20 protein-coding genes are annotated in these 21,364 nt (G+C 39.5%); 6 read left to right on the forward strand and 14 right to left on the reverse strand.

The window, feature by feature from the left end:
* Positions 1 to 8: 8 nt before the first annotated feature.
* The 11 genes from nusB to H5159_RS18690 all read right to left on the reverse strand — a co-directional run bounded on the left by nusB (position 9) and on the right by H5159_RS18690 (position 11,595).
* Entirely contained in the window at positions 9 to 419 is a 411-nt protein-coding gene (gene nusB / locus H5159_RS18640; RefSeq protein WP_002961751.1) for a transcription antitermination factor NusB, read from the reverse strand.
* Positions 420 to 434: 15 nt separating this feature from the next.
* Positions 435 to 899, reverse strand: a complete 465-nt coding sequence (gene ribE, locus H5159_RS18645) for a 6,7-dimethyl-8-ribityllumazine synthase (RefSeq protein WP_002961753.1) — start codon at positions 897 to 899, stop codon at positions 435 to 437.
* Between the two features lie 100 nt (positions 900 to 999).
* The gene (gene ribBA / locus H5159_RS18650; RefSeq protein WP_024603846.1) at positions 1,000 to 2,112 is read right to left on the reverse strand and encodes a bifunctional 3,4-dihydroxy-2-butanone-4-phosphate synthase/GTP cyclohydrolase II; all 1,113 of its coding nucleotides are present in this window, start codon (positions 2,110 to 2,112) and stop codon (positions 1,000 to 1,002) included.
* Between the two features lie 29 nt (positions 2,113 to 2,141).
* Positions 2,142 to 2,795, reverse strand: a complete 654-nt coding sequence (locus H5159_RS18655; RefSeq protein ID WP_024596291.1) for a riboflavin synthase — start codon at positions 2,793 to 2,795, stop codon at positions 2,142 to 2,144.
* A 16-nt stretch (positions 2,796 to 2,811) separates the two neighbouring features.
* Positions 2,812 to 3,945, reverse strand: a complete 1,134-nt coding sequence (ribD, locus tag H5159_RS18660; RefSeq protein ID WP_182780823.1) for a bifunctional diaminohydroxyphosphoribosylaminopyrimidine deaminase/5-amino-6-(5-phosphoribosylamino)uracil reductase RibD — start codon at positions 3,943 to 3,945, stop codon at positions 2,812 to 2,814.
* A gap of 2 nt (positions 3,946 to 3,947) precedes the next feature.
* Complete coding sequence (gene nrdR / locus H5159_RS18665; protein ID WP_002961761.1) at positions 3,948 to 4,397, reverse strand: transcriptional regulator NrdR; 450 nt, start codon at positions 4,395 to 4,397, stop codon at positions 3,948 to 3,950.
* A gap of 415 nt (positions 4,398 to 4,812) precedes the next feature.
* A complete protein-coding gene (glyA, locus tag H5159_RS18670) occupies positions 4,813 to 6,069 on the reverse strand; it encodes a serine hydroxymethyltransferase (protein WP_002961763.1) in 1,257 nt (418 codons plus the stop codon).
* A 271-nt stretch (positions 6,070 to 6,340) separates the two neighbouring features.
* A complete protein-coding gene (gene thrC / locus H5159_RS18675; RefSeq protein WP_182780824.1) occupies positions 6,341 to 7,624 on the reverse strand; it encodes a threonine synthase in 1,284 nt (427 codons plus the stop codon).
* Positions 7,625 to 7,635: 11 nt separating this feature from the next.
* Positions 7,636 to 8,571, reverse strand: a complete 936-nt coding sequence (gene thrB / locus H5159_RS18680; RefSeq protein WP_024596294.1) for a homoserine kinase — start codon at positions 8,569 to 8,571, stop codon at positions 7,636 to 7,638.
* A 9-nt stretch (positions 8,572 to 8,580) separates the two neighbouring features.
* Entirely contained in the window at positions 8,581 to 10,998 is a 2,418-nt protein-coding gene (gene thrA / locus H5159_RS18685) for a bifunctional aspartate kinase/homoserine dehydrogenase I (RefSeq protein ID WP_182754126.1), read from the reverse strand.
* Between the two features lie 228 nt (positions 10,999 to 11,226).
* On the reverse strand, positions 11,227 to 11,595 hold the full coding sequence (locus tag H5159_RS18690; RefSeq protein WP_024596295.1) for a response regulator: 369 nt from the start codon (positions 11,593 to 11,595) through the stop codon (positions 11,227 to 11,229).
* A 355-nt stretch (positions 11,596 to 11,950) separates the two neighbouring features.
* On the opposite strand from H5159_RS18690, the gene H5159_RS18695 reads away from it, so the two are divergent.
* Both H5159_RS18695 and rdgC read left to right on the forward strand, forming a co-directional pair.
* Complete coding sequence (locus tag H5159_RS18695) at positions 11,951 to 13,720, forward strand: sensor histidine kinase (RefSeq protein WP_182780825.1); 1,770 nt, start codon at positions 11,951 to 11,953, stop codon at positions 13,718 to 13,720.
* 461 nt (positions 13,721 to 14,181) lie between these two features.
* On the forward strand, positions 14,182 to 15,099 hold the full coding sequence (gene rdgC / locus H5159_RS18700) for a recombination-associated protein RdgC (protein WP_002962662.1): 918 nt from the start codon (positions 14,182 to 14,184) through the stop codon (positions 15,097 to 15,099).
* A 354-nt stretch (positions 15,100 to 15,453) separates the two neighbouring features.
* Here the strand turns inward: rdgC and H5159_RS18705 are convergent, their stop codons facing one another.
* Positions 15,454 to 15,690 (reverse strand): YgjV family protein, encoded by a 237-nt coding sequence (locus tag H5159_RS18705; RefSeq protein ID WP_002962663.1) that lies wholly within the window; start codon positions 15,688 to 15,690, stop codon positions 15,454 to 15,456.
* Between the two features lie 287 nt (positions 15,691 to 15,977).
* On the opposite strand from H5159_RS18705, the gene H5159_RS18710 reads away from it, so the two are divergent.
* Positions 15,978 to 16,634, forward strand: coding sequence for a Crp/Fnr family transcriptional regulator (locus H5159_RS18710; protein ID WP_002962665.1), 657 nt, complete (start codon positions 15,978 to 15,980; stop codon positions 16,632 to 16,634).
* Positions 16,635 to 16,699: 65 nt separating this feature from the next.
* Here H5159_RS18710 and H5159_RS18715 read toward each other — a convergent pair whose 3' ends face one another.
* Positions 16,700 to 17,266 (reverse strand): phosphoribosyltransferase, encoded by a 567-nt coding sequence (locus H5159_RS18715; RefSeq protein ID WP_002962666.1) that lies wholly within the window; start codon positions 17,264 to 17,266, stop codon positions 16,700 to 16,702.
* A gap of 183 nt (positions 17,267 to 17,449) precedes the next feature.
* Positions 17,450 to 18,745: an aminopeptidase PepB gene (gene pepB, locus H5159_RS18720; RefSeq protein ID WP_002962668.1), complete on the reverse strand. Its 1,296-nt coding sequence runs from the start codon at positions 18,743 to 18,745 to the stop codon at positions 17,450 to 17,452.
* Between the two features lie 123 nt (positions 18,746 to 18,868).
* On the opposite strand from pepB, the gene sfsA reads away from it, so the two are divergent.
* The 3 genes from sfsA (at position 18,869) to gluQRS (ending at position 21,305) form a co-directional block, all read left to right on the forward strand.
* Positions 18,869 to 19,588, forward strand: a complete 720-nt coding sequence (sfsA, locus tag H5159_RS18725; protein ID WP_182693105.1) for a DNA/RNA nuclease SfsA — start codon at positions 18,869 to 18,871, stop codon at positions 19,586 to 19,588.
* A gap of 308 nt (positions 19,589 to 19,896) precedes the next feature.
* A complete protein-coding gene (gene dksA / locus H5159_RS18730; RefSeq protein WP_002962671.1) occupies positions 19,897 to 20,340 on the forward strand; it encodes an RNA polymerase-binding protein DksA in 444 nt (147 codons plus the stop codon).
* 20 nt (positions 20,341 to 20,360) lie between these two features.
* Positions 20,361 to 21,305 carry a tRNA glutamyl-Q(34) synthetase GluQRS gene (gene gluQRS / locus H5159_RS18735; protein ID WP_182780826.1) on the forward strand — a complete coding sequence of 315 codons (945 nt, stop codon included), beginning with the start codon at positions 20,361 to 20,363 and terminating at the stop codon, positions 21,303 to 21,305.
* The last annotated feature ends 59 nt before the right edge of the window (positions 21,306 to 21,364 follow it).

A 21,364-nucleotide genomic window follows, 5' to 3' on the forward strand; every position in this document is an offset into this window, starting at 1 on the left:
CGGTTTACTTACTTGCGTAAATGCTTAACAGCTTTATCAAGTACACCGTTTACAAATTTATGGCTGTCTTCAGCGCCAAAAATTTTGGCCAGCTCAATACCTTCGTTAATAGCAACTTTATAAGGTACGTCTTCACGGAACTTAAGCTCATAGCTGCTTAAACGTAAAATTGCACGCTCAACCATATCTAAGTCATCAAACGGACGTGTTAAATGTGGTGATACAGCTTCGTCTAGTTGCTTGTAATTTACAGCAACACCCGTCGCTAGATCTTTAAAGTATTCAACATCAATTTTAGTAACGTCTGTTTCGATCAACATTTGTTGTTCGATATCGGCAATTAAATTGCCACTTATTTGCCAAGAATAAACGGCTTGGAGTGCTAAGATACGTGCTTTACGTCTTGCTGCTGGTTTCACAAAAATTCCTTAAACTTAAATTTTATCTAACACATTAACCATTTCAAGCGCGCCTAAAGCAGCTTCGCCGCCTTTATTGCCCATTTTGGTGCCAGCACGCTCAATTGCTTGTTCAATGCTTTCTGTGGTTAATACGCCAAATGCAACCGGGATATCATACTCAAGTGATACTTGCGCAAGACCTTTGTTTGATTCGCCAGCAACTAGGTCAAAGTGTGGTGTACCACCTCTGATCACTACGCCTAATGCGATGATTGCATCATACTCTTTTTTTGCCGCAACGCGTTTAGCCGCTAAAGGTAATTCTACCGCGCCTGGCACATAAATAACGGTAATGTCGTCATCTGATACGCCACCTGTGCGTTTTAGCTCATCAACAGCACCTGCAAGGAGGCTGCTACCAATAAAGTCATTAAAACGAGAAATGACAATGGCAAATTTTTTGCCTGGAGCGTACTTATTACCTTCAATAATTTTCATTTGATAACCCTAAAAATAAGTTCAAGCGGTTGCGATTGCGCAAAAATTGCTGCGCATCATACCATAAAAATAAAATAATAGCCTAGTTTAAGCGTGATGCTTATTGTGGCTCAACGTAATCAACAACTTCTAAATGAAAGCCCGAAAGTGCATGGTACTTTTTAGGGCGACTCATTAATCGCATTTGTTTAATTCCAAGATCGGCAAGTATTTGCGAACCTACGCCAACAGTACGAGATGTACCTTTGAATTTACGTGGCGTAACGCTTTCGCCAGCATCAGCTGCTGCAAATGCTTTCACAGTTGCCTCTAACTCTTCAGTGCTTTCTTGCTTACCTAAAATAACTAAAGCACCTTCATTTTTAGCGATATAAGCCATTGCTTCTGAAAGGCCCCAGCTACGGTCAGCACTTCTGTCTGAAAGTAGAATATCGTTAAAGGTACTTTGCAAATGTACACGTACATTTGTCGGCTCTTGATCTTTTATATCGCCTTTGAGCAATACGTAATGTAATTGGCCGTCAATTGTGTCTTTGTAAGTAACTAAATCAAATTCACCATGAACAGTTGGTAACTTACATTTTGCTACTTGCTCAATTGTTGTTTCGTTTAAGTTGCGGTATTCGATTAAATCAGCAATGGTGCCAATTTTAATATCGTGCTCTTTCGCAAAAACTTCTAAATCAGGGCGACGTGCCATAGTGCCGTCAGCATTAAGTATTTCAACAATAACAGATGATGCTTCAAGCCCAGCTAAACGCGCTAAATCACAGCCCGCTTCAGTGTGTCCTGCGCGAGTTAATACGCCACCAGGTTGCGCCATAATAGGAAAAATATGTCCAGGCTGAACAATATCACTTGGGACTGCGCCTTTAGCTATAGCCGCTTGCACTGTACGTGCTCTGTCTGCTGCTGAAATACCGGTTGTAACACCTTTTGATGCTTCTATCGACATTGTAAAGTTAGTAGAAAATGCTGCACCATTGTTTTTAACCATTAACGGTAAATCAAGTTGCTCGCAACGCTCTTGCGTCATGGTTAAACAAATTAAACCACGGCCATGGGTAGCCATGAAATTAATCGCTTCTGCGCTAATATGCTCAGCTGCTATTATTAAATCGCCTTCATTTTCTCTATCTTCATCATCCATTAAAATAACCATTTTACCGGCTTTAATATCGTCGATGATTTCTTGCGCGCTGTGTAAATTCATAAATTTGCTCGTGTAAGTTGTCAGTTTCGTTATTTAATAAAACCCGCTTTAGCGAGTAAGCTCATCGAAATATCAGAGCCCGTTGGTTGCTCTGCACCCTTTATAAGGCGCTCTAAATAACGTGCAATTTGATCGACTTCTAAATTAACTTGGGTACCTACTTTAAAATGAGCAATTGTGGTTTGCTCACTCGTGTGTGGGACAATTGTTAATTTGAATTTATTACCCTCTACAGCGTTTACTGTCAGGCTTATACCATCAATACATACCGAACCTTTGTACGGAATGTATTTCATTAAATTTTCGTCAGTTGTAAGCCAATATTCTGTTGCTCTGGCGTTTGCTGTAATACTTGTAATTGTTGCGATACCATCAACATGGCCAGACACTAAATGACCGCCTAAACGAGAAACAGGTTGCATGGCTTTTTCAAGATTCACCGTTTGTCCTAAAGCATAGTGAGCAAAACCGGTCAAACTAATCGTCTCATTAGATAAATCCGCACTAAAACCATCAATATGTTTATCAACTACAGTTAAGCAAACACCATTAGTTGCAATGCTGTCACCTAACTTTACGTCTGTCATATCAAGATCAGTACTTTGGATACGAATGGCTAAGTCGCCTTGTTTTTTTTGTAATAAAGCAATTTTGCCTGTGGCTTCTATTATCCCAGTAAACATAGCACTACTCTTTTTATTAAGTGATTTTAATGAGTTTTGACGCGGTGATACGTAAATCGTCACCAATGCGCGCACATTCATTAAATGTTAAATCAACGGTGTTTTGCATACTCGTCAATTCAGGAAAATTAACTAAACTTTTTGCATCATGGCCCATTAGTTTAGGCGCTAAATAAAAAACAAACTCGTCAACTAAATTAAGCTCTGTCATTTTACCAGCAAGTGTTGCGCCAGCTTCAAGCCAAACATTATTAAACTGCAGTTGCCCAAGTTTTTCTAAAACGGCTTGTAAATCAACTTTACCGTTACTTTCACTGACTTCAATATGCTTTACAAAATGCCGCCATTGCAATGATTTATCAACCTTAGTCGTAAATATTATTACATCACTTTGGATTTCAAATAAAGCAAGGTCAGGTGTTAAACGGTTTTGAGAGTCAATTATAACACGCACGGGCTGGCGAAGCGGCAAATCAGTAGGCAGTGTGCAAGGCAGCTCACTTAGTCGCACATTAAGTTTAGCATCGTCTACTAGCACTGTATCGGCACCGGTTAAAATAGCGCAGCTTTTCGCTCGGTATAATTGTACGTCTTGTCGAGCAGCAGGACTTGTGATCCACTTACTTTGCCCATTTTTAAGCGCCGTTTTACCATCAATACTCGCTGCCATTTTGCAAATCACATAAGGTAAGCCTTGTTCCATACGCTTAAAAAAGCCAACGTTAAGTGCGCGAGCTTGTGATTCGAGTAACCCGTAAGCAACGTCAATACCCGCGTCGCTCAGTATTTTAAGGCCTTTGCCAGCAACTTGTGGATTTGTATCAACCATAGCAGCAATTACTTTTACCACACCGGCAGCTTTTAAGCCTTCGGCGCACGGTGGCGTACGGCCATAATGACTACACGGTTCAAGCGTTACATAAGCCGTTGCACCTTGTGCATTTTTTCCAGCGACAGCCAGTGCATTTACTTCTGCATGACCTTGACCTGCTAATTGATGAAAACCCTCACCAATTATTTGATTATTTTTAACTAAAACACAGCCAACATTAGGGTTAGGTGTGGTAGTAAACCGGCCTTTTTTGGCAAGTTCTATGGCGCGTGCCATATACATTTCATCATGTTCAGTAAAAGGAACTTGGCTTTGCATTGTTACTCCCCTAAGCGGGCAATTTCTTCGCCAAATTCGCGTATATCTTCAAACGAGCGATAAACAGAGGCAAATCTTACATACGCTACTTTATCGAGCTTTTTGAGGGCTTCCATAATGCATTCACCAACCAAATGGCTTGAAATTTCTCGCTCGCCTGTAGCACGCAACTGCGATTTTATTATATTCACTACTTCGTCTACTTGCTCTGTGCTCACTGGGCGTTTTTCGAGTGCGCGATTTAAGCCATTTAATAATTTATCTTCGTTAAATGGTTCGCGGCTGCCGTCTTGTTTAATAACACGAGGCATAACCAGTTCAGCGCCTTCAAATGTAGTAAAGCGCTCATGGCAGTCGTTGCACTCACGGCGCCTGCGAACTTGATGGCCTCCACCAACAAGGCGTGAGTCAATAACTTTAGTATCTTTTGCGGTACAAAATGGACAATGCATAGCTCGGTACTTCCGTTTTAAAACAAAAAAGACCGCTAAATAGCGGTCTTTTATCTTAGCAAAAAAATAGGGCCTGTTGACCTTTCAGGATTAAATTTGTTCTATCTATGGGTGATTTAATCGCGGCGCGAGGTTTGTAACCTAGTGGGCTAAGTAAAAACCGAGCAAAGCTTCCGCGTCCTGCTCACGCCCCTTACCTACATCCATGTAGGCAACAAAGAGTAAATCGCCCCTAGGACGAACCCGAGGGCAGTGCATGTTTGGCATTTATGCTGCGTTATCGCCTATTTGTGTGGAGTAACCACACTACATAGACTCTGCCTTGCCTAAAAACCAAACATACTACTGCAAATTAAACCTCGAAAGATAAACAGGCCCCTAGCCTATGTGATCTAAATTACTGCTGCTTATGCAATTAAGCGTAAACAGGTAATTTTGCACAAATTGCTTTTACTTTTTCTTTAACTTGCGCCTGTACAGATTCATCAGTGATGTTATCTAGTACGTCACAAATCCAGCCAGCAAGCTCTTTTGATTCTTCTTCTTTGAAACCACGACGAGTGATTGCAGGAGAACCAATACGCAAACCAGATGTTACAAACGGAGAACGTGGATCGTTTGGCACTGAGTTTTTATTAACTGTGATGTTAGCGTTACCAAGGGCTGCATCTGCATCTTTACCAGTAATATCTTTATCGATTAAATCGAGTAGGAATAAGTGGTTTTCAGTTTTGTCAGATACGATTTTGTAGCCGCGCTCTTGCATTACAGCAACCATTGCTTTTGCGTTTTTAACAACTTGTGTTTGGTATACTTTAAATTCTGGTTGAAGCGCTTCTTTAAATGCCACTGCTTTTGCTGCAATAACATGACATAAAGGACCACCTTGGCCACCAGGGAAAACTGCGCTGTTAAGCTTTTTATAGATTGCTTCATCGCCACATGCAGAGATAATTAAACCACCACGAGGACCAGCAAGTGTTTTATGCGTAGTTGTAGTTACAACATGTGCATGAGGAACTGGGCTTGGGTAAACGCCTGCCGCAATTAAACCTGCAACGTGAGCCATATCAACAAACAGGTAAGCACCTACTTTGTCAGCAATTTCACGGAATTTAGCCCAATCAACAATACCTGAGTACGCTGAGAAACCACCAATAATCATTTTTGGTTTATGCTCAAGTGCTAGTGCTTCAACCTGTGCGTAATCAATTTCGCCCGTTGTTTCATCTAGTCCGTATTGAATTGCATTGTAAAGCTTACCAGAGAAGCTTACGTGTGATCCGTGAGTTAAGTGACCACCATGAGCTAAGCTCATACCAAGTACAGTGTCGCCTGCTTCTAATAGCGCTAGAAAAACAGCAGCATTAGCTTGCGAACCAGCATGTGGTTGTACGTTTGCGTAGTCAGAACCAAATAACTCGTTAGCACGGTCAATTGCTAATTGCTCAACAACATCAACGTGCTCACAACCGCCATAATAACGTTTGCCAGGGTAACCTTCTGCGTATTTATTTGTAAGCTGTGAACCCTGCGCTTCTAGTACGCGTGGGCTACAGTAGTTTTCTGAAGCGATTAGTTCAATGTGCTCTTCTTGGCGAGCAGTTTCTTTGTTTATCGCGTCAAATAACTCTGGATCAAAATCCGAAATATTCATGCTACGTTCTAACATTGGGGTCTCCTAGGGCAACGTGTATGGTGTTTTTTAGAGGCTTTATTGTACGCTTTAAACGACTCTTTGCCTACGCTCTTAAGTTGAGGATATTTAAACAGGGATTGAAACTATTTCACAGACTTTTTAAGATGATATTTTCTTATAAAACCATAACGATTTTAAATGAATGCTATTTCTTATATTTAATTAGTAAATACAACTCACTAGATTTAATAGCCTAAAGTTATAAAAAAAAAGGCGGCTTAACCGCCTTTTTGAATTAATTAACTTAGCCAAGTTTAGCAAGTATTTCTGTACGTAATGCGTCGTAATCGGCCTTTATATCGCTTGCTAGGCATGGTTTTGCTAGTGCGTCGCTAAGTGGTTTTGGCATACCTAATTCAATATTTAAAATACCCTCTACGCTTTCTTTAAACTTAGCAGGGTGAGCTGTGGCTAAAAAGATACCCGCTGCACCAGGCGCTCGATTTTCAACAAGACCTTGGTACGCAATAGCAGTGTGAGGCTCTGCAACATAACCCGTTTGTTGAATTTTTTTCATCACCGATTGCGTGTCTTCCTCGTTTACGCTAGTTGAATAAAAGTTATCGTAGCTAAACCAGTTATTATCTAACATTGTTTGCACACGCGGCCAGTTGTTTGGCTTACTTACATCCATTGCATTTGAAAGCGACTCAAGTGTTGCGTTTGGCGTCCAGGTTTTATCAAGCATAAAGCGCGGCACAGTATCATTTTGGTTGGTTGTTGCACTTAATTTACCTACAGGTAAGCCAATAACCGCACCAATCATTGCAGCACATACATTACCAAAGTTGCCACTTGGCACTGATATATGCGCTGTTGCGCGTTTTTCTTTTGGTAGTTGTGCAATGGCCTCAAAGTAATAACAAACCTGAGCAACTAAACGGCTAATATTAATTGAATTAGCAGAATTAAGCCCAAGTGTTGATTTAACTTCTTCATCTAAAAAGGCATTTTTAACCAACTCTTGGCAATCATCAAAACTGCCATCAACTGCGTAACAATGAATATTGTTACCTAACGTAGTAAATAGCTTTTGCTGAGCAAGTGAAATTTTGCCTTTAGGATATAAGATGACAACATCGATATTCGGCTTGTTATAAAAAGCATGTGCAACGGCTGCACCAGTATCGCCCGATGTTGCGGTTAAAATAGTTACTTTTTCATCTTTATTAAATTGCGCTAAACACTCAGCCATAAAGCGACCACCAAAGTCTTTAAACGCAAGCGTAGGACCATGAAACAACTCTAAGCAGTATGTATTCTCTTCAACTTCCACCAGCTTAACTGGAAAGTTAAATGCATTTTTAACCATTTGTGCCACAGTGTCGCTAGGCAGCTCATCACCAATTAGGTGAGATAATATTTTGCCACTGCGTGTAACAAAGTCCATATCAAGCAAAGCATCAACATCGGACAGTGGGGCAAGGGTTTCAGGGAAGAATACACCTTGATTACGACCCAAACCTGTTTTTACGGCTTCAACGAACGACACTTTTTGTGAGCTATCTTTTAAATTATGTAATTGCATGACTACCTATCCTATAAAACTGTTAATTGACGCGTGCCGTCGTTATCTAATTTACAAATGTGGCAAAAGCCTTGCTCGTTAATGTAATTTGCCTCTAACCACTGCGCGCATTGCTTTGCAGCTTCAAGTGTTTTACATACACTAAACAAGGTAGGTCCTGCGCCCGAAATACTCACTATTTCAGCGCCCAACGCTGGTAAGCTTGCTTTGGCTTCACTAAAACCTTTAATAAGCGGTGCGCGGTAAGGTTCTGCTATTTCATCTTTCATTATGCTCAGTGCATCGTCAAAACGATTAGTCAACAGTAAGCTACTAAATGCCGATAAACGCTGTGCAAACTCAACACTTGCATGCATGCTCAACTCTTTTGGTAAAACCGAGCGCGCTTTAGCAGTGTTGAGTGAAAAACCAGGGAACGCAGCAACGTAGTACCAATTTTCATCAACAGGCAGTGCAATCGATTTATCAGGGATTAAATCACCTGTTAATTGCAAACCACCTAAATAGCATGGCGTGATGTTGTCGTAATGACGACCACCGCTCACTACAGCTTCAAAGTCAGCCATAAGCTCAATAAGCTCAACCTGACTTAAGTTAGTTTGCGCAAACTTATCAAGGGCAGCAAAGGTAGCCACGACCGAGCATGCACTAGAACCAAGTCCAGATCCAATTGGTAAATTCTTTTTAAGCTCGAGCTTTACGCTTGGCATATCAGGCGCAACATGCGCTCTAAAATGTACTAAACACTGGTACGCTAAGTTTTCATTCGCATCACTTGGTAACTTGTGAGCGTAGTCGCCAGTACAAATAAATTCGTCACTTGGTGCTGCACTTACAACAGCTACATCGCCTAATAAACTACCATCAATTGGCGCAAGCGCTGCGCCAAGTGCATCAAAACCCACTGCAAAATTACCAATAGACGCCGGAGCATATACTTCAATCATAACGAGCTCCTAGCGCGATAGTGTTTTTAAAATATCAGCAAATACACCCGCTGCTGTTACTTCAGAGCCGGCACCATAACCACGAATTACAAACGGACGTGGCTGGTAGTATTGGCTTAAAATAGCAAGCGCGTTTTCGCCATCGCGAATTACATTAAGCGCATGCTTTTCATCAACAGCCTCAATACCTACTTTACAGTGACCTTCTTTAATTGTACCTACATAACGAAGTACCTTTCCTTCGCTCGCAGCACTTTGAATGCGGTCATTAAAATCAGCATCTAGGCTTGGTAGTTTTGCCATAAACTCATCAACGCTATCACCTTGTGCAAAACCTTGTGGTAATACTGACTCAACTTCAATATCGCTTAGCTCCAACTTCATACCGGCTTCGCGAGCAATGATCAGTAACTTACGTGCTACATCAGTACCCGATAAATCATCACGAGGATCTGGCTCAGTAAAACCGCTTTCTTTGGCTTTAATAGTTGCCTCAGAAAGTGATAAACCATCTTGAAGTGCGCCAAACATATACGAAAGTGAGCCTGATAAAATACCGCTAAACTCTAGTAACTCATCACCGGCACCAAATAATGACTGCAAGTTATCGATTACTGGTAAACCTGCACCAACGTTAGTTTCGTATAAAAATTTACGATTATTCTTTTGCGTAGCAGCTATTAAATCTTGGTAATACGTGTATGAGCTTGTTGTCGCTTTTTTATTAGCTGCAACCACATGAAAACCTGCATTTAAAAAGTCTACGTACTGCGCAGCAAGTGCATCTGAAGATGTACAATCTACTAATACCGGATTCACTAAGTGGTTTTGCTTAACAAATTGCTCTACTAATTTTAAATCAAATGCTTGCTCAGATGAGGCCAATTTTTGCTGCCAATCACTAAAAGCGATGCCTTCGTTATCAAGGTGTAATTGACGAGAGTTAGCAACACCATACAAGTTAAGTTTAATATTACGTTTTTCAAGCCACGCTTGCTGACGCTCAAGCTGATTAATAAGCTCTTGCCCTACTAAGCCACAACCTAGTAAAAACACATCAATTGACGGCACATGCGTGAAAAAGTTTTCATGGCATATTTTCACGGCGTCGTTACATAACTCACCATCAATTACCGCAGAAATAGCACTTTCTGTAGAATCCTGTGCAATTGCCACAATATTTACTTGAGCTTGTGCAAGCGATGCAAAAAACTTAGCCGCTAAGCCACGGTGCGCGCGCATGTTATCGCCCACTAAAGTAACAATGGCTAAATTGCGCTGCACTTGTACAGGCTCAATAAGCCCTGCTTGTAACTCAAGCTCAAATGCAGTTTGTAGCGCATCCAGTGCAAGTGCTAGGTCTGTTTCGTGCACACAAAAGCTAATGCTAAACTCGCATGATGACTGAGTGATTAATACAATTGATACGTTATCGTGAGCAAGCGCGTTAAATACCTTAGACGCCATACCTACTTTGCCTTTCATGCCTGGCCCTGAAACAGTTAACATTGCAAGGTCTTGTAGGCTCGAAAGCGCTTTTACTGGCTCATCTGATGAATAATCGTTACCAATTAATGAGCCTTGTGCGTCTGGGTTATGCGTATTTTTAATTTCGCACGGCACGCCCGCTTTAGCACATGGTAAAATTGTTTTAGGGTGAAGTACTTTTGCACCAAAGTAAGAAAGCTCCATCGCTTCTTTATAAGATAAAAAATCTACTTTAGTCGCTTTTTTAATATAACGAGGATCAGCACTGTATACACCATCAACGTCTGTCCAAATTTGGCAAATTTCAGCTTCTAAACATGCCGCAGCAATAGCTGCTGAGTAATCTGAGCCATTACGGCCAAGCGTTGTAAGCTCACCTTTATCATTACTCGCCGTAAAACCAGGCATAATATAAATAGTTGCAGGGCTTTCTTTAAGCACAGCTTGAAAGCGAGCTTTACTTGCCACTAAATCAGCTTCTGCATCAATGTAGCCACCAGTTGAAGCAATACAGCTTGTTGCTTCTAAGTACCTTGCATCTTGTGAGCTCAATAAAGCCTGCATTAAAGAAACGCTAACGCGCTCTCCAAAGCTAATTACAAATGCGCGAACTTGATCAGGGCAACACTGTATAAGCGACACGCCATCTAATTTATTTTTAAGCTCGCCTAGGTCTGGCCAGCTTGTAACTACTACGCCGCTTTTTTCAACGTCAGCTTTTAAGCCTTCACAACGACTCGCTAATGCTTGCCATTGCTGCGAAAAATCTAAGCCTTGCTCTGCAGCACTTGCAAGTGCAACTAGCGAATCGGTCATTCCACCTGGAGCAGAAAGCACCAATAACATTTCATCTTTTAATTGTGCTTTAACTAACTGAGCTACCTGTTGTAAGCATGCATAATCGGCAAGTGAAGACCCACCAAATTTTAAAACTCGCATTGTTTATGTTCCTCATCCCATAAAACGAAAAAAGGCCTGTGTTCTAAGTGAACACAGGCCTTTAAATTTGTTGCACCGACCTATGCCACTATCCAGTAAGAATGATGGTTGTAATAATAATGGTCAGTACGCGATTAATTGTTTTCATATGTTAAGACTGCCTTAACAAAGGCTATGCTGTCAACCCTAAATTAAAAGATAAAACAGCCTTTTTTAACATGAAAAAACCTAATGAATGCCAAATTTATGCAATATTTCATTCAAGCTTGATTTATTAATAGGTTTATCAATAAAATCAATTGCGCCAAGTTGGGCGACTCGTTGCTTCATTTTTTCCTGTATATCAGCAGAAATAACCAACACAAAGCACTCTATTTTTTCTGTTTTTATAGTTTCAAGTACTTGTATACCATCAACCTCTGGCATGGTGAGGTCTAGGCACAGTAAATCAAAGTTTTGTGCTCTTAAAAGATCGAGGGCGTTTGCTCCATTTATAGCTTGTTGTATATCTGCGTCTATACACTCATTTAAACACCGCACGACTTGTTTACGAGCAACAGCAGAATCATCACAGACTAATATCGAAAATTTCATCATGTTTACTACTACACAACCATCAAAGTTATTAAAAGACCATCTTTCTTTGCACTCAGGACACTTTAACACGCATCTAAATACTTAGCGCATTAATAATTCAATGCAATGATAAATATAGAATTAACTCATTTAAATATGATTAACGAAACTAAATTCTAATCAAACTTACAAAACTTAACATCTAGCAAATTTACTAATTCATAGCTGAGTTTAATTACATTAATACTACATACCGACTTAATTAGATTTATCTTATTAAATTTTAACTTTTTTATTTATTTTTAGAGGTTTATTGACTAACTTTTAAATTACAATAGTAACGTTACAAAAATAACAAAGGATGAACAAGTCACTCATGTTACAAAAAAGCCTTTCTAAGAAGCTGCTAACAAGCGTTTTATCCGTTTATTTTTTGCTTACCTTCGTAGTGACTTGCGGACAGGTGCTTGCTGAATATCTCAATACTAAAGACTATATACGTGATGAATTAAGTACATTACAAAAAACCTTTAGTCGTAGCTTAACACGTGCAATTTGGGAGCTTAATACCAAGCAAACAATTACAACAGCAGAAGGTTTACTCGCCATTCCCATGATTGAAGGGATTATTGTTCGAGACGACAGCGGCGAAATTATTTCACAGTTAGGGCGCTCGCTCGACATACATAAGCTATATAACCAACAGTTAGTACAAGAAGAAGCTATTTTAGAAGACGCGAAATCCGGTCTGTTTGGTTACACCTTTCCACTTATTTTTGAATTTTCTGGCCGTGCTACCCAAGTGGGCGACGTTACCTTGTTCTCTAGCCGAGAAGTTGTTTTAAGCCGAATTATGGTATCAATCTACTTTTTGATTGGTAATGCGATGATTAAAACTACCTTTTTAATCATTTTATTTTTAATGGCATTTAGAAAGCTTCTTACAGATCCCTTAGCTGAGCTTACTGAGCAACTAGAAAACCTAGAATTAGATGAGCTAGAAGGACAACACATAGAAATAGAAACAGAGGAGCATAACGAACTAAAAGTAATGGAGCAGTCGTTTAACAAACTAATAGATAAAGTGGTTCAGTACAGAAAAGAGCTTGAGCACACCCAAAAAGAACTTATTATTAGTAACGAAAAGCTCGATCATCACAACATACAACTTGAGCAAGACGTAGCCCGTAAAACATCAAACTTAAGCCAAGCAATGATGGAATTACAACAGCAAAAATACGAACTTGAGAAGCAAAAAATTGTGCTCACTGAAGAAATAGACTTACGCCGCAGCACAGAGCAAGAGCTAATTACAAAACAAACTGAATCTCAGCGTTATATAGAGGAATTAAGCCTTGCACAGGAACGTTTATTGGGCACAGAGAAGATGGCCGCACTAGGCGGGCTCGTGGCGGGTATTACGCATGATATTAACACCCCTATTGGGATAGGTGTAACGGCAATATCGTTTTTGCAAGAACGCTTAAATAAACTCGAAAGTGCTTATAGTGAAAAAACACTTTCACCAAAAGCACTAGAAGAATTTATTAACGAAGCAAAACAAAGTACAAGCTTGTTAACCACTAACTTAGATAGAGCCTCAGAGCTTATTGCTAGCTTTAAGCAAATAGCGGTCGATCAGGCCAGTGAAGCTGTAAGAACTATTAACTTTAAAGATTACACTAACGAAGTAATACGCTCACTGCATCCAAAACTAAAAAAGACATCCCATAAAATAAAATTAGAATGCCCTGATGATTTAGTTTTAAATTTACCGGCAGGCGCCATCAGCCAAATTTTTACTAACTTAATTATGAATTCACTCATTCATGGCTTTGAAGGTAAAAGCAACGGTGTGATGGATATCAAAATAAGCGCAGATGACACTAACTTAACGATTGATTACAAAGATGACGGTAACGGAGTTACCAGTGAGCAATTGAAAAAATTGTTTGACCCATTCTTTACGACTAAACGCGATGAGGGCGGAAGCGGATTAGGTACCCATATAATGTTTAATTTAGTTAAACAAACTCTTAGTGGATCTATTGATGCAACGAGTGAACCTGGTAAAGGTCTGCGTTACTATATTCAATTTCCAAAGAACATGGCTAAGCCAATGCCTATTTTTGATAAATATGAATAAAAAAGTATATGCATTAAATCATTAGGGCGTGTTGTTCTTTGGTGGTTGAATTTGCAGCAATATGTTTGGTTTTTAGGCAAGGCAGAGCCTATGTAATGTGGTTATTCCCCATAAATAGGCGATAACGCAGCATAAATACCAAACATGCGCTGCCCTTTGAGCTCGATCTAGGGACGATTAACTCTTTGTTGCCTACATGGATGTAGGTAAGGGGCGTGAGCAGGACGCGGAAGCTTTGCTCAGTTTTTACTTATTCTTACATGGATGTAAGCCAGTAGAATAACGCAGGAGCAGTTACCGAGCCCACTAGGTTACAAACCTAGCGCCGCGATTTAATCTTCCTTGGATTGAACAAATTTCAATCCATAAAATTCAACACGCCCTAGTAACAAATCAGTCATTTCGAGATGCTGTTTTTATTGCTATGATTGGACAAATTTTTCAAATGGATCAATTCCCCTATGTGGTTTAGTAACCTTATTTGTTACCGCTTTAAGCAAGACGTTTCATACACCCAAGAAGATTTTGATAAAGCATTAGAGCAAGATTTATTTCGCCCATGTACTGGTCAAGAGCTTGCAACATTTGGTTGGACGAAAGCGTTTGGAAAGCATGGCGAAACACTATCGCATTTTTCTCAAAAAAGTATTTTAGTTTGCGCAAAACGTGAAGAAAAAGTACTCCCAGCTTCTGTTATCAACGAACTAGTTGCTGAGAAAATTGATCAGATAGAAGCCGAAGAAAACCGCCCGGTTAAAAAGAAAGAAAAAGACGAATTAAAAGAAAACATTCTTCATACTCTTCTACCCCAGGCATTTAAAAAGTCGAGCTTACAATTTGCCTTTATTGACCAAGAAAATGGCTGGGTGGTTGTAAATAGTGGCAGCTTTAATAAAGCTGAAGAGCTACTGGCACTACTTCGTAAATCGTTAGGAACGCTCCCAGTTGTACCTGCGTTTGCTAACTACGACCTAGATGTATTCTTAACTGATTGGTTAACTAACTTTAGTACACCAGAAGGCTTTGCTATTGGCTCTGACGCTGAGCTTGAAGAAGCTGACGACAGCGGTGCACAAGTAAAACTAAAAGGCCATGATCTGGCATGTGATGAGGTTAAATCGCACTTAGAAAGTGGTAAACGCGTAACTAAACTGGCACTTGATTGGCAAGAACGCCTCAAGTTTATGCTGCAAAACGATGGCTCTATCAAGCGTTTAAGCTACTCTGAAACTCTAAAAGAAGAGAACGCAGATATTCCTAAAGAAGATATGGCTTTAAAACTTGATGCTGACTTTATTTTAGCTTCTGAGGAAATAAAGCAATTACTTGAAGAACTAACTGCTGGCTTAGGTGACGTTGAAGATTTAGAAAAAGCGTAAATACCACAACCTACATAAATATTTAAGCGCTTTGAAGCATTTAATAGATTCATATATAAGCAGGTTGGTATAACAGACAAAAATCCGATAGCAGTTTACTGCTATCGGATTTTTTAATGGAATTTTTAGAAGCACTTATTTATATATTTGTTATCCGCGAACAGAATTTAGCTAACGTTCGGCGTATTAAAACCTAAGGTAATCATCTTTCAAGTAAGAGCTTACAGCAAGGTTCAAAGGAAAGTTATGTAGAGTGATATGAGATTATCTGTATTCACTTCAAGCCGGAATGCACAAAAACTGAAATTTTGATTTTAATTGAAATCATTAACTTATTTGTGCAGATAACTTATTTTAGCTTTTAGCGTCTTCAACTTTAGGTTGGCGATATATTTTTATAATGTGGTATAAATTTACAAGCGACAATAAGCCGTTGGTAAAAATAACAGGTACTGCGCCAATGGCAACACCGTATGCAGTAAATACAATACAACCAAACATGTTATACCAACGCAGTTTTACTACATCTGTCATTGTTAACGATGCAACCAATAAAGCTGATGCAATATAGCCTAAATATTCCCAACTCAATTGTTCTCTCCTAGCCTTTAGGTTAGCATTACATGTACTGCTAACTTATGGCACTTATAAGTATTGCAAAGTTACAACAAAATAAAAAAGCTAACTTGCTTAAAAACCTGAAAAAGTTTGCCGGAAAATACCAGCAAATTCTTAAATCATTACACGGGAAATGAAGGTAAAATAATACTATTAGCAAAGCTAATAATATTAGTAGCAAGTTAGCGTAAATTCTTAGTGTCTTAATGCTAACGTCATTAAGATGTAATAAATAGGACAAATGTCCGAAGAGCACATTGATGTTTCAATACCATTTTTCTAGTTACCTTGTTGATCAGCTTTTAACCTTTGCCGGTAGTAGCTATCAACAATCAAAAAAAGAAGTTCTGATCCATCAAGATCAGCCTTTAAGCAAGCTTGTGCTTGTACGCAGTGGCACTGTGTCGTTTAGTTACGACGTAGGTAATGGACGACGCCTGCTGTTAGGACAATTGGATTGTAACAACACCCTTATTGGTGAAATAGAAGCGCTAAATAATAATCCGTGTATTTATACGGTAACGTGCTTTAGCGATGTAACTTATAATCTTATTGAATTAAGACATTGGCGTGCTCTGCTGCTTGAAAAACCAGAACTGAGTTTATACACCGCACAAACTATTGCGGCTAAATTTCAGGAAAACCAAAAAATCAATTTAGATAAACTACTACTACCATTGAGCTACAACATAGCCAAAGATTGCTTACTAAGGGCCGAGAACAACAACCCTACGCTACTTAGAGCCTATCCAACTGTAAATGCTGAAGCCGAACGCTTTGCTACCACTGAGCGAGCTTACAGACGTGTTGTTACAGAACTTGTCGAAAAAGGCTTGGTACTTAGAAGTAACGATGGCTTACAAGCAGTCGATATACCAAAGCTAAGTGAATACGTAGATAGCTTTGCTCAACTTTAAGTTATTTAAAATTTACCCATAAAAAAAGGCCTTAACGGCCTTTTTTTATTTATACAAATTACTGATTACTTCTCTAGCAAAATGTCATGAATTTTCACAAGATCAGATTTACCTGCAATAATTTCATCCGGTGTTAAACCCGATAGTTCATGCGGGAACACTAACCACTCTTCAGACTCATGAATATAATAATCTGGAACAGTGTCTACTTTTGAGTTTTTTGGCTTGTAGTACGGACATGCAATACGAATATCACGTGGCAAGTTTAAGCGCATAAGCTCTGAAAGCTTTTCTTTTAATGCAACAATACTACGACCAGAGTCAAATACATCATCAACAATTAATAATGAGTCGCCTGCATTTGCGTTCTCAACAATGTAATGCAAACCGTGGACTTTAATTTCTTTAGATTGTTTACCAATACCGTAATAAGACGATGTACGTACTGCAATGTGGTCAGTCTCAATGCCTTTATAATCGTAATATTCTTGAACAGCAATACCGATCGGTGCACCACCTCGCCAAATACCAATAATAAAATCAGGACGAAAGCCATCTTGGTATACTTGTGCCGCTACGCGGAACGAATCTTCAAGCAGCTGTTGAGCTGTGATGTAGCACTTATCTGACATAATTAGAAACCCCAGTGGTGGATATAAGATTTGAGCGCAGCTTAGAGTTAAGCAAAAATTAAACTCAAACAGGTATTGGCGACGGATTTTACCGCAAATGAAATAAAATTGCTTGCCTGTAAATTAAAAAATAGGCACCCAAAGGTGCCTATTTTTAGTGTAAAAAGCATAATTTAGTAAATATTATGCTTTTTCTTGTAGGGTACGAGCAACCGTACGCATACCTTGAGTTGTTGCGCCCGCTGCCCATTGGCTTGTACTGCCCATGTTAAAAGCAGCAGCTAAATCTATGTGCACCCAGCCTTTGCCATCGTTTGGCACAAAGCGTGATAAAAAGCCTGCAGCATTCGATGCACCGCCGTAACCGCCACCCTTTTGTGCACGGCTATTTGCCGTATCAGCATAAGGAGATGGGCAGTTTTGTTGATGCCATTTTTCAAGAGGAAGTGGCCAAGCAGCTTCCATTTCTTGAGATGCAAAACTTTCAACTTCACGTGCAAGTTCTTTATCAAGTGCAAATAATGCATTGTACTCTTGGCCAACAGCAACAAGCGCTGCTCCAGTTAGTGTTGCTGCATCAATGATAAGTGGAGCGCCAGTCTCTCCTGCTGCCATTAAGCCATCAGCAAGTACTAAGCGACCTTCAGCATCCGTGTTTACAATTTCAACTGTTGTGCCATTTTTGTAAGTAAGAATGTCACCTAATTTGTATGCATGACCCGAAATTAAGTTCTCAGCACAACATAAAAACAGCTTAATACGTTTTTCAATACCACGGTTAATAGCCAATGCTAAACCTGCTGTTACTGTTGCAGCGCCGCCCATGTCGCACTTCATACCAAGCATACCTTCGCTTGATTTAATTGAGTAACCACCTGAGTCAAACGTAATACCTTTACCTACAAGCGCAGCACTTACTGGTGCATTTTCGTCGCCTGTTGGGTTGTAATCAAGCTCAAGCAATACTGGTGGGCGAACACTACCGCGACCAACTGCATGAATACCAATCCACTGTTGTTCTAGTAACGCATCACCTTTAATAATTTGGTAACTTACATGTTCAGGCGCTAATGATTGAATAAACTCAGCTGCTTTTTCAGCTAGGCTTTCTGGGTATATGTCATCGGCAGTACCGTTAACCATTTCACGTGCCCAAATTGCTGACGTTTTTAAGTGAGCAAGTTCTTTAATATCTGATTGTGCGTTATCAACAAACTCAACACCGTTTAATGATTTTGGTGTTACAAAGCCTTGGTAAAAAGCCCACTGGCTTTCTGTACACCAAGTATCACCTGCTAATTCAACATTTTTAACGCCTTGGCTTGCAATAGTACGGCCTGCTTTTTGAACATTTTTTAATGTGTCTTGCTCAGATAAATGAACAGTTGCACCGCGCTCGTTAAAAGACAATGACGCATTATCGCCCCAATGACTCGCTGCTGCTTGTTCGCTTAGTTGAACAACAAATTTTTCACTCATGTTAGAATTCCCTTGCACTTAAATGTGCCACCGAGTTTACTATAGAGCGCTTAAGTTCCCAACAGCTTGAGATAAATAACATAAATCACACTGCTGAGCAGTGTTTACGCTTTGGAAGTTATTATGAAGTACACGCCAGCGCTGCAACCAGCCATATTATTAAAGCGCTACAAACGCTTTTTAGCTGATTTACAATTAAGTGATGGCAGCGAATTTACCGCCCACTGTGCAAATACAGGTAAAATGACGGGATGCGCTGAGCCAGGCTTTACTGCTTTTTATTCAACAAGCGATAACGCAAAACGAAAATACCCGCATTCATTAGAACTTACGCAAAATAACTTATCGCAGCTTATTTGTGTAAATACAGCGGTGGCTAATAAAGTAGTAGAAGAAGCAATAAACAATAATGTGATAAGCGAACTACTCGACTACAGTCAATTGCAAAGCGAAGTGAAGTACGGCAGCGAAAACAGTCGTATCGACTTTTTACTCACAGACGAAAATAAGCCCGATTGCTATGTAGAAGTTAAATCAGTCACATTATTAAGCGAAGATACACCACAAAGCGGGCAAGGCTACTTTCCTGATGCGCAAACAGTGCGTGGACAAAAGCATATTCGCGAACTAATAGAAATGATCGAACAAGGCCACCGAGCAGTATTACTGTTCGCTGTTTTGCATGAAGGAATAAATACCGTAAGTGCAGCTGCGCATATTGATAAAAAATACGCCACGTTATTAAACCAAGCAATAATAGCCGGTGTTGAAGTATTAGCATACAAAGCCAAAATTTCAGCTAATGGAGTCTTACTTCATAAAAGAATAGCATTTATAGAATAGTGTAATAAACCAAGAGATTGAACTAAGCGTAATTTACAAAGCACTCTAATTATAGAAAGTGGTAAAAAGTGAATTATAAAAATTAACTTGCTTTTGAAGCTTTTGCCCATATAACAAGGCAAGTTTTAGAAAGCGAATATGTGAATTAATTAAAAGTGTAAATAAACTATTAATACACTTTTTTACTCAGTAAGCATGGTTGAAGCTAATTCGATTAATTAAAAATAAATTTGCCTAGGGTATAAGATTCTGTTATTTATACCGCCGGCTAATGCTGAGGCATTAAATTAAGGATTTAGGAGAGAGTTATGCCAGACCAAAAGAAACATGGTTTATTGGCTCAAGCCGGTTTAGAACCATACCAAGAAAAACCAGGCGAAGAGTACATGAATGATGCACAACGTGCTCATTTTAGAGCAATTTTAGAGACTTGGCGTAACGATTTACGTAACGAAGTTGATCGTACTAAATCGCACATGCAAGACGAAGCTGCTAACTTTCCTGACCCAGTTGACCGCGCTGCACAAGAAGAAGAATTCTCTTTAGAACTTCGTACTCGTGACCGCGAACGTAAATTAATCAAAAAAATTGAAAAAACAATTAATTTGATTAAAGAAGATGATTTTGGCTTTTGTGAGTCTTGTGGCATCGAAATTGGCATACGTCGCTTAGAAGCACGTCCTACTGCCGATTTATGCGTAGACTGTAAAACACTTGCAGAAATCAAAGAAAAGCAATCTGGACGCGGCTAATTAAAACTTATTAGTTAGTTATGTCTCCTACAGCCGTTACTGCGCCTATGCGTAAATATCGCGGTCGTTTTGCACCGTCTCCTTCTGGGCCATTACATTTTGGCTCACTTGTAGCGGCTGTAGGTAGCTACCTAGATGCAAAAGCTAATCAAGGAAAATGGTTAGTTCGTATTGAAGACATTGACACTACGCGCGTGGTTAAAAACGCCGACTCCGATATTCTAAATACCTTACAAGCCTACGCCCTTTACTGGGATGAACCTGTTGTATATCAAACGCAGCGTCTGTCTTTATATCAAGATATTACCCACTCACTTTTAGAACAAAACCTTGTTTATGGTTGCACCTGTACTCGCAAGCAAATAAAAGCCATTGGCGGTATTTATCAGGGGCATTGCAAAGCACTTAATCATCATACTCAATCCGGCGCACTTCGTTTAGTTCAGCAACATCCAACGACCCAATTTAGTGATTTAATTCAAGGTGATATATCGGTAAATAATGCATTATCCCACGAAGATTACTTAATTAAACGCAGTGACGGTTTATTTGCATATCAACTTGTTGTGGTCGTCGATGATATCGATCAAAGGATAAATCGAATTGTAAGAGGCGCAGATTTAATTGAACCAACAGCTCGGCAAATTAGTTTGTTTAAACAACTCGACAGCCCTGTACCTGAATTTGCTCATTTACCTTTAGCAGTTGCCAAACCCGGTTTTAAACTATCTAAACAAAATTATGCCCCCGCCATTTGTAAGCAAAATCCAAAGCCTGCTTTAATTAGCGCTTTTGAATTTTTAGGGCTACCTGTTATAGCTGATTTAAGCGACTTAAATATAGAACAATTAATCGATTGGGGAATTAAAAACTTTAGCTTAAAACAGGTCCCCCAAGTATCCGAAATACAAATTTCTCAACATCCACATAGCCAGAAAGTCCAATTTACACATTTAAGTAAATAAAATAGCTAAAAACGGCTTAATTTCAACACATCAACTTAATTTTTAAACCCTGCTGGTAT

This window comes from Pseudoalteromonas sp. SG43-1, assembly GCF_014164415.1.
In the GTDB taxonomy this organism is placed as follows: domain Bacteria; phylum Pseudomonadota; class Gammaproteobacteria; order Enterobacterales; family Alteromonadaceae; genus Pseudoalteromonas; species Pseudoalteromonas distincta.

Bases quoted from the DNA above. Each gene is read 5' to 3' on its own strand.
- ribE (WP_002961753.1), bottom strand. From the start codon at position 899: ATGAAAATTATTGAAGGTAATAAGTACGCTCCAGGCAAAAAATTTGCC.
- ribBA (WP_024603846.1), bottom strand. From the start codon at position 2,112: ATGAATTTACACAGCGCGCAAGAAATCATCGACGATATTAAAGCCGGT.
- H5159_RS18655 (WP_024596291.1), bottom strand. From the start codon at position 2,795: ATGTTTACTGGGATAATAGAAGCCACAGGCAAAATTGCTTTATTACAA.
- ribD (WP_182780823.1), bottom strand. From the start codon at position 3,945: ATGCAAAGCCAAGTTCCTTTTACTGAACATGATGAAATGTATATGGCA.
- nrdR (WP_002961761.1), bottom strand. From the start codon at position 4,397: ATGCATTGTCCATTTTGTACCGCAAAAGATACTAAAGTTATTGACTCA.
- glyA (WP_002961763.1), bottom strand. From the start codon at position 6,069: ATGTTAGAACGTAGCATGAATATTTCGGATTTTGATCCAGAGTTATTT.
- thrC (WP_182780824.1), bottom strand. From the start codon at position 7,624: ATGCAATTACATAATTTAAAAGATAGCTCACAAAAAGTGTCGTTCGTT.
- thrB (WP_024596294.1), bottom strand. From the start codon at position 8,571: ATGATTGAAGTATATGCTCCGGCGTCTATTGGTAATTTTGCAGTGGGT.
- thrA (WP_182754126.1), bottom strand. From the start codon at position 10,998: ATGCGAGTTTTAAAATTTGGTGGGTCTTCACTTGCCGATTATGCATGC.
- H5159_RS18690 (WP_024596295.1), bottom strand. From the start codon at position 11,595: ATGATGAAATTTTCGATATTAGTCTGTGATGATTCTGCTGTTGCTCGT.
- H5159_RS18695 (WP_182780825.1), top strand. From the start codon at position 11,951: ATGTTACAAAAAAGCCTTTCTAAGAAGCTGCTAACAAGCGTTTTATCC.
- rdgC (WP_002962662.1), top strand. From the start codon at position 14,182: ATGTGGTTTAGTAACCTTATTTGTTACCGCTTTAAGCAAGACGTTTCA.
- H5159_RS18710 (WP_002962665.1), top strand. From the start codon at position 15,978: ATGTTTCAATACCATTTTTCTAGTTACCTTGTTGATCAGCTTTTAACC.
- H5159_RS18715 (WP_002962666.1), bottom strand. From the start codon at position 17,266: ATGTCAGATAAGTGCTACATCACAGCTCAACAGCTGCTTGAAGATTCG.
- pepB (WP_002962668.1), bottom strand. From the start codon at position 18,745: ATGAGTGAAAAATTTGTTGTTCAACTAAGCGAACAAGCAGCAGCGAGT.
- sfsA (WP_182693105.1), top strand. From the start codon at position 18,869: ATGAAGTACACGCCAGCGCTGCAACCAGCCATATTATTAAAGCGCTAC.
- dksA (WP_002962671.1), top strand. From the start codon at position 19,897: ATGCCAGACCAAAAGAAACATGGTTTATTGGCTCAAGCCGGTTTAGAA.
- gluQRS (WP_182780826.1), top strand. From the start codon at position 20,361: ATGTCTCCTACAGCCGTTACTGCGCCTATGCGTAAATATCGCGGTCGT.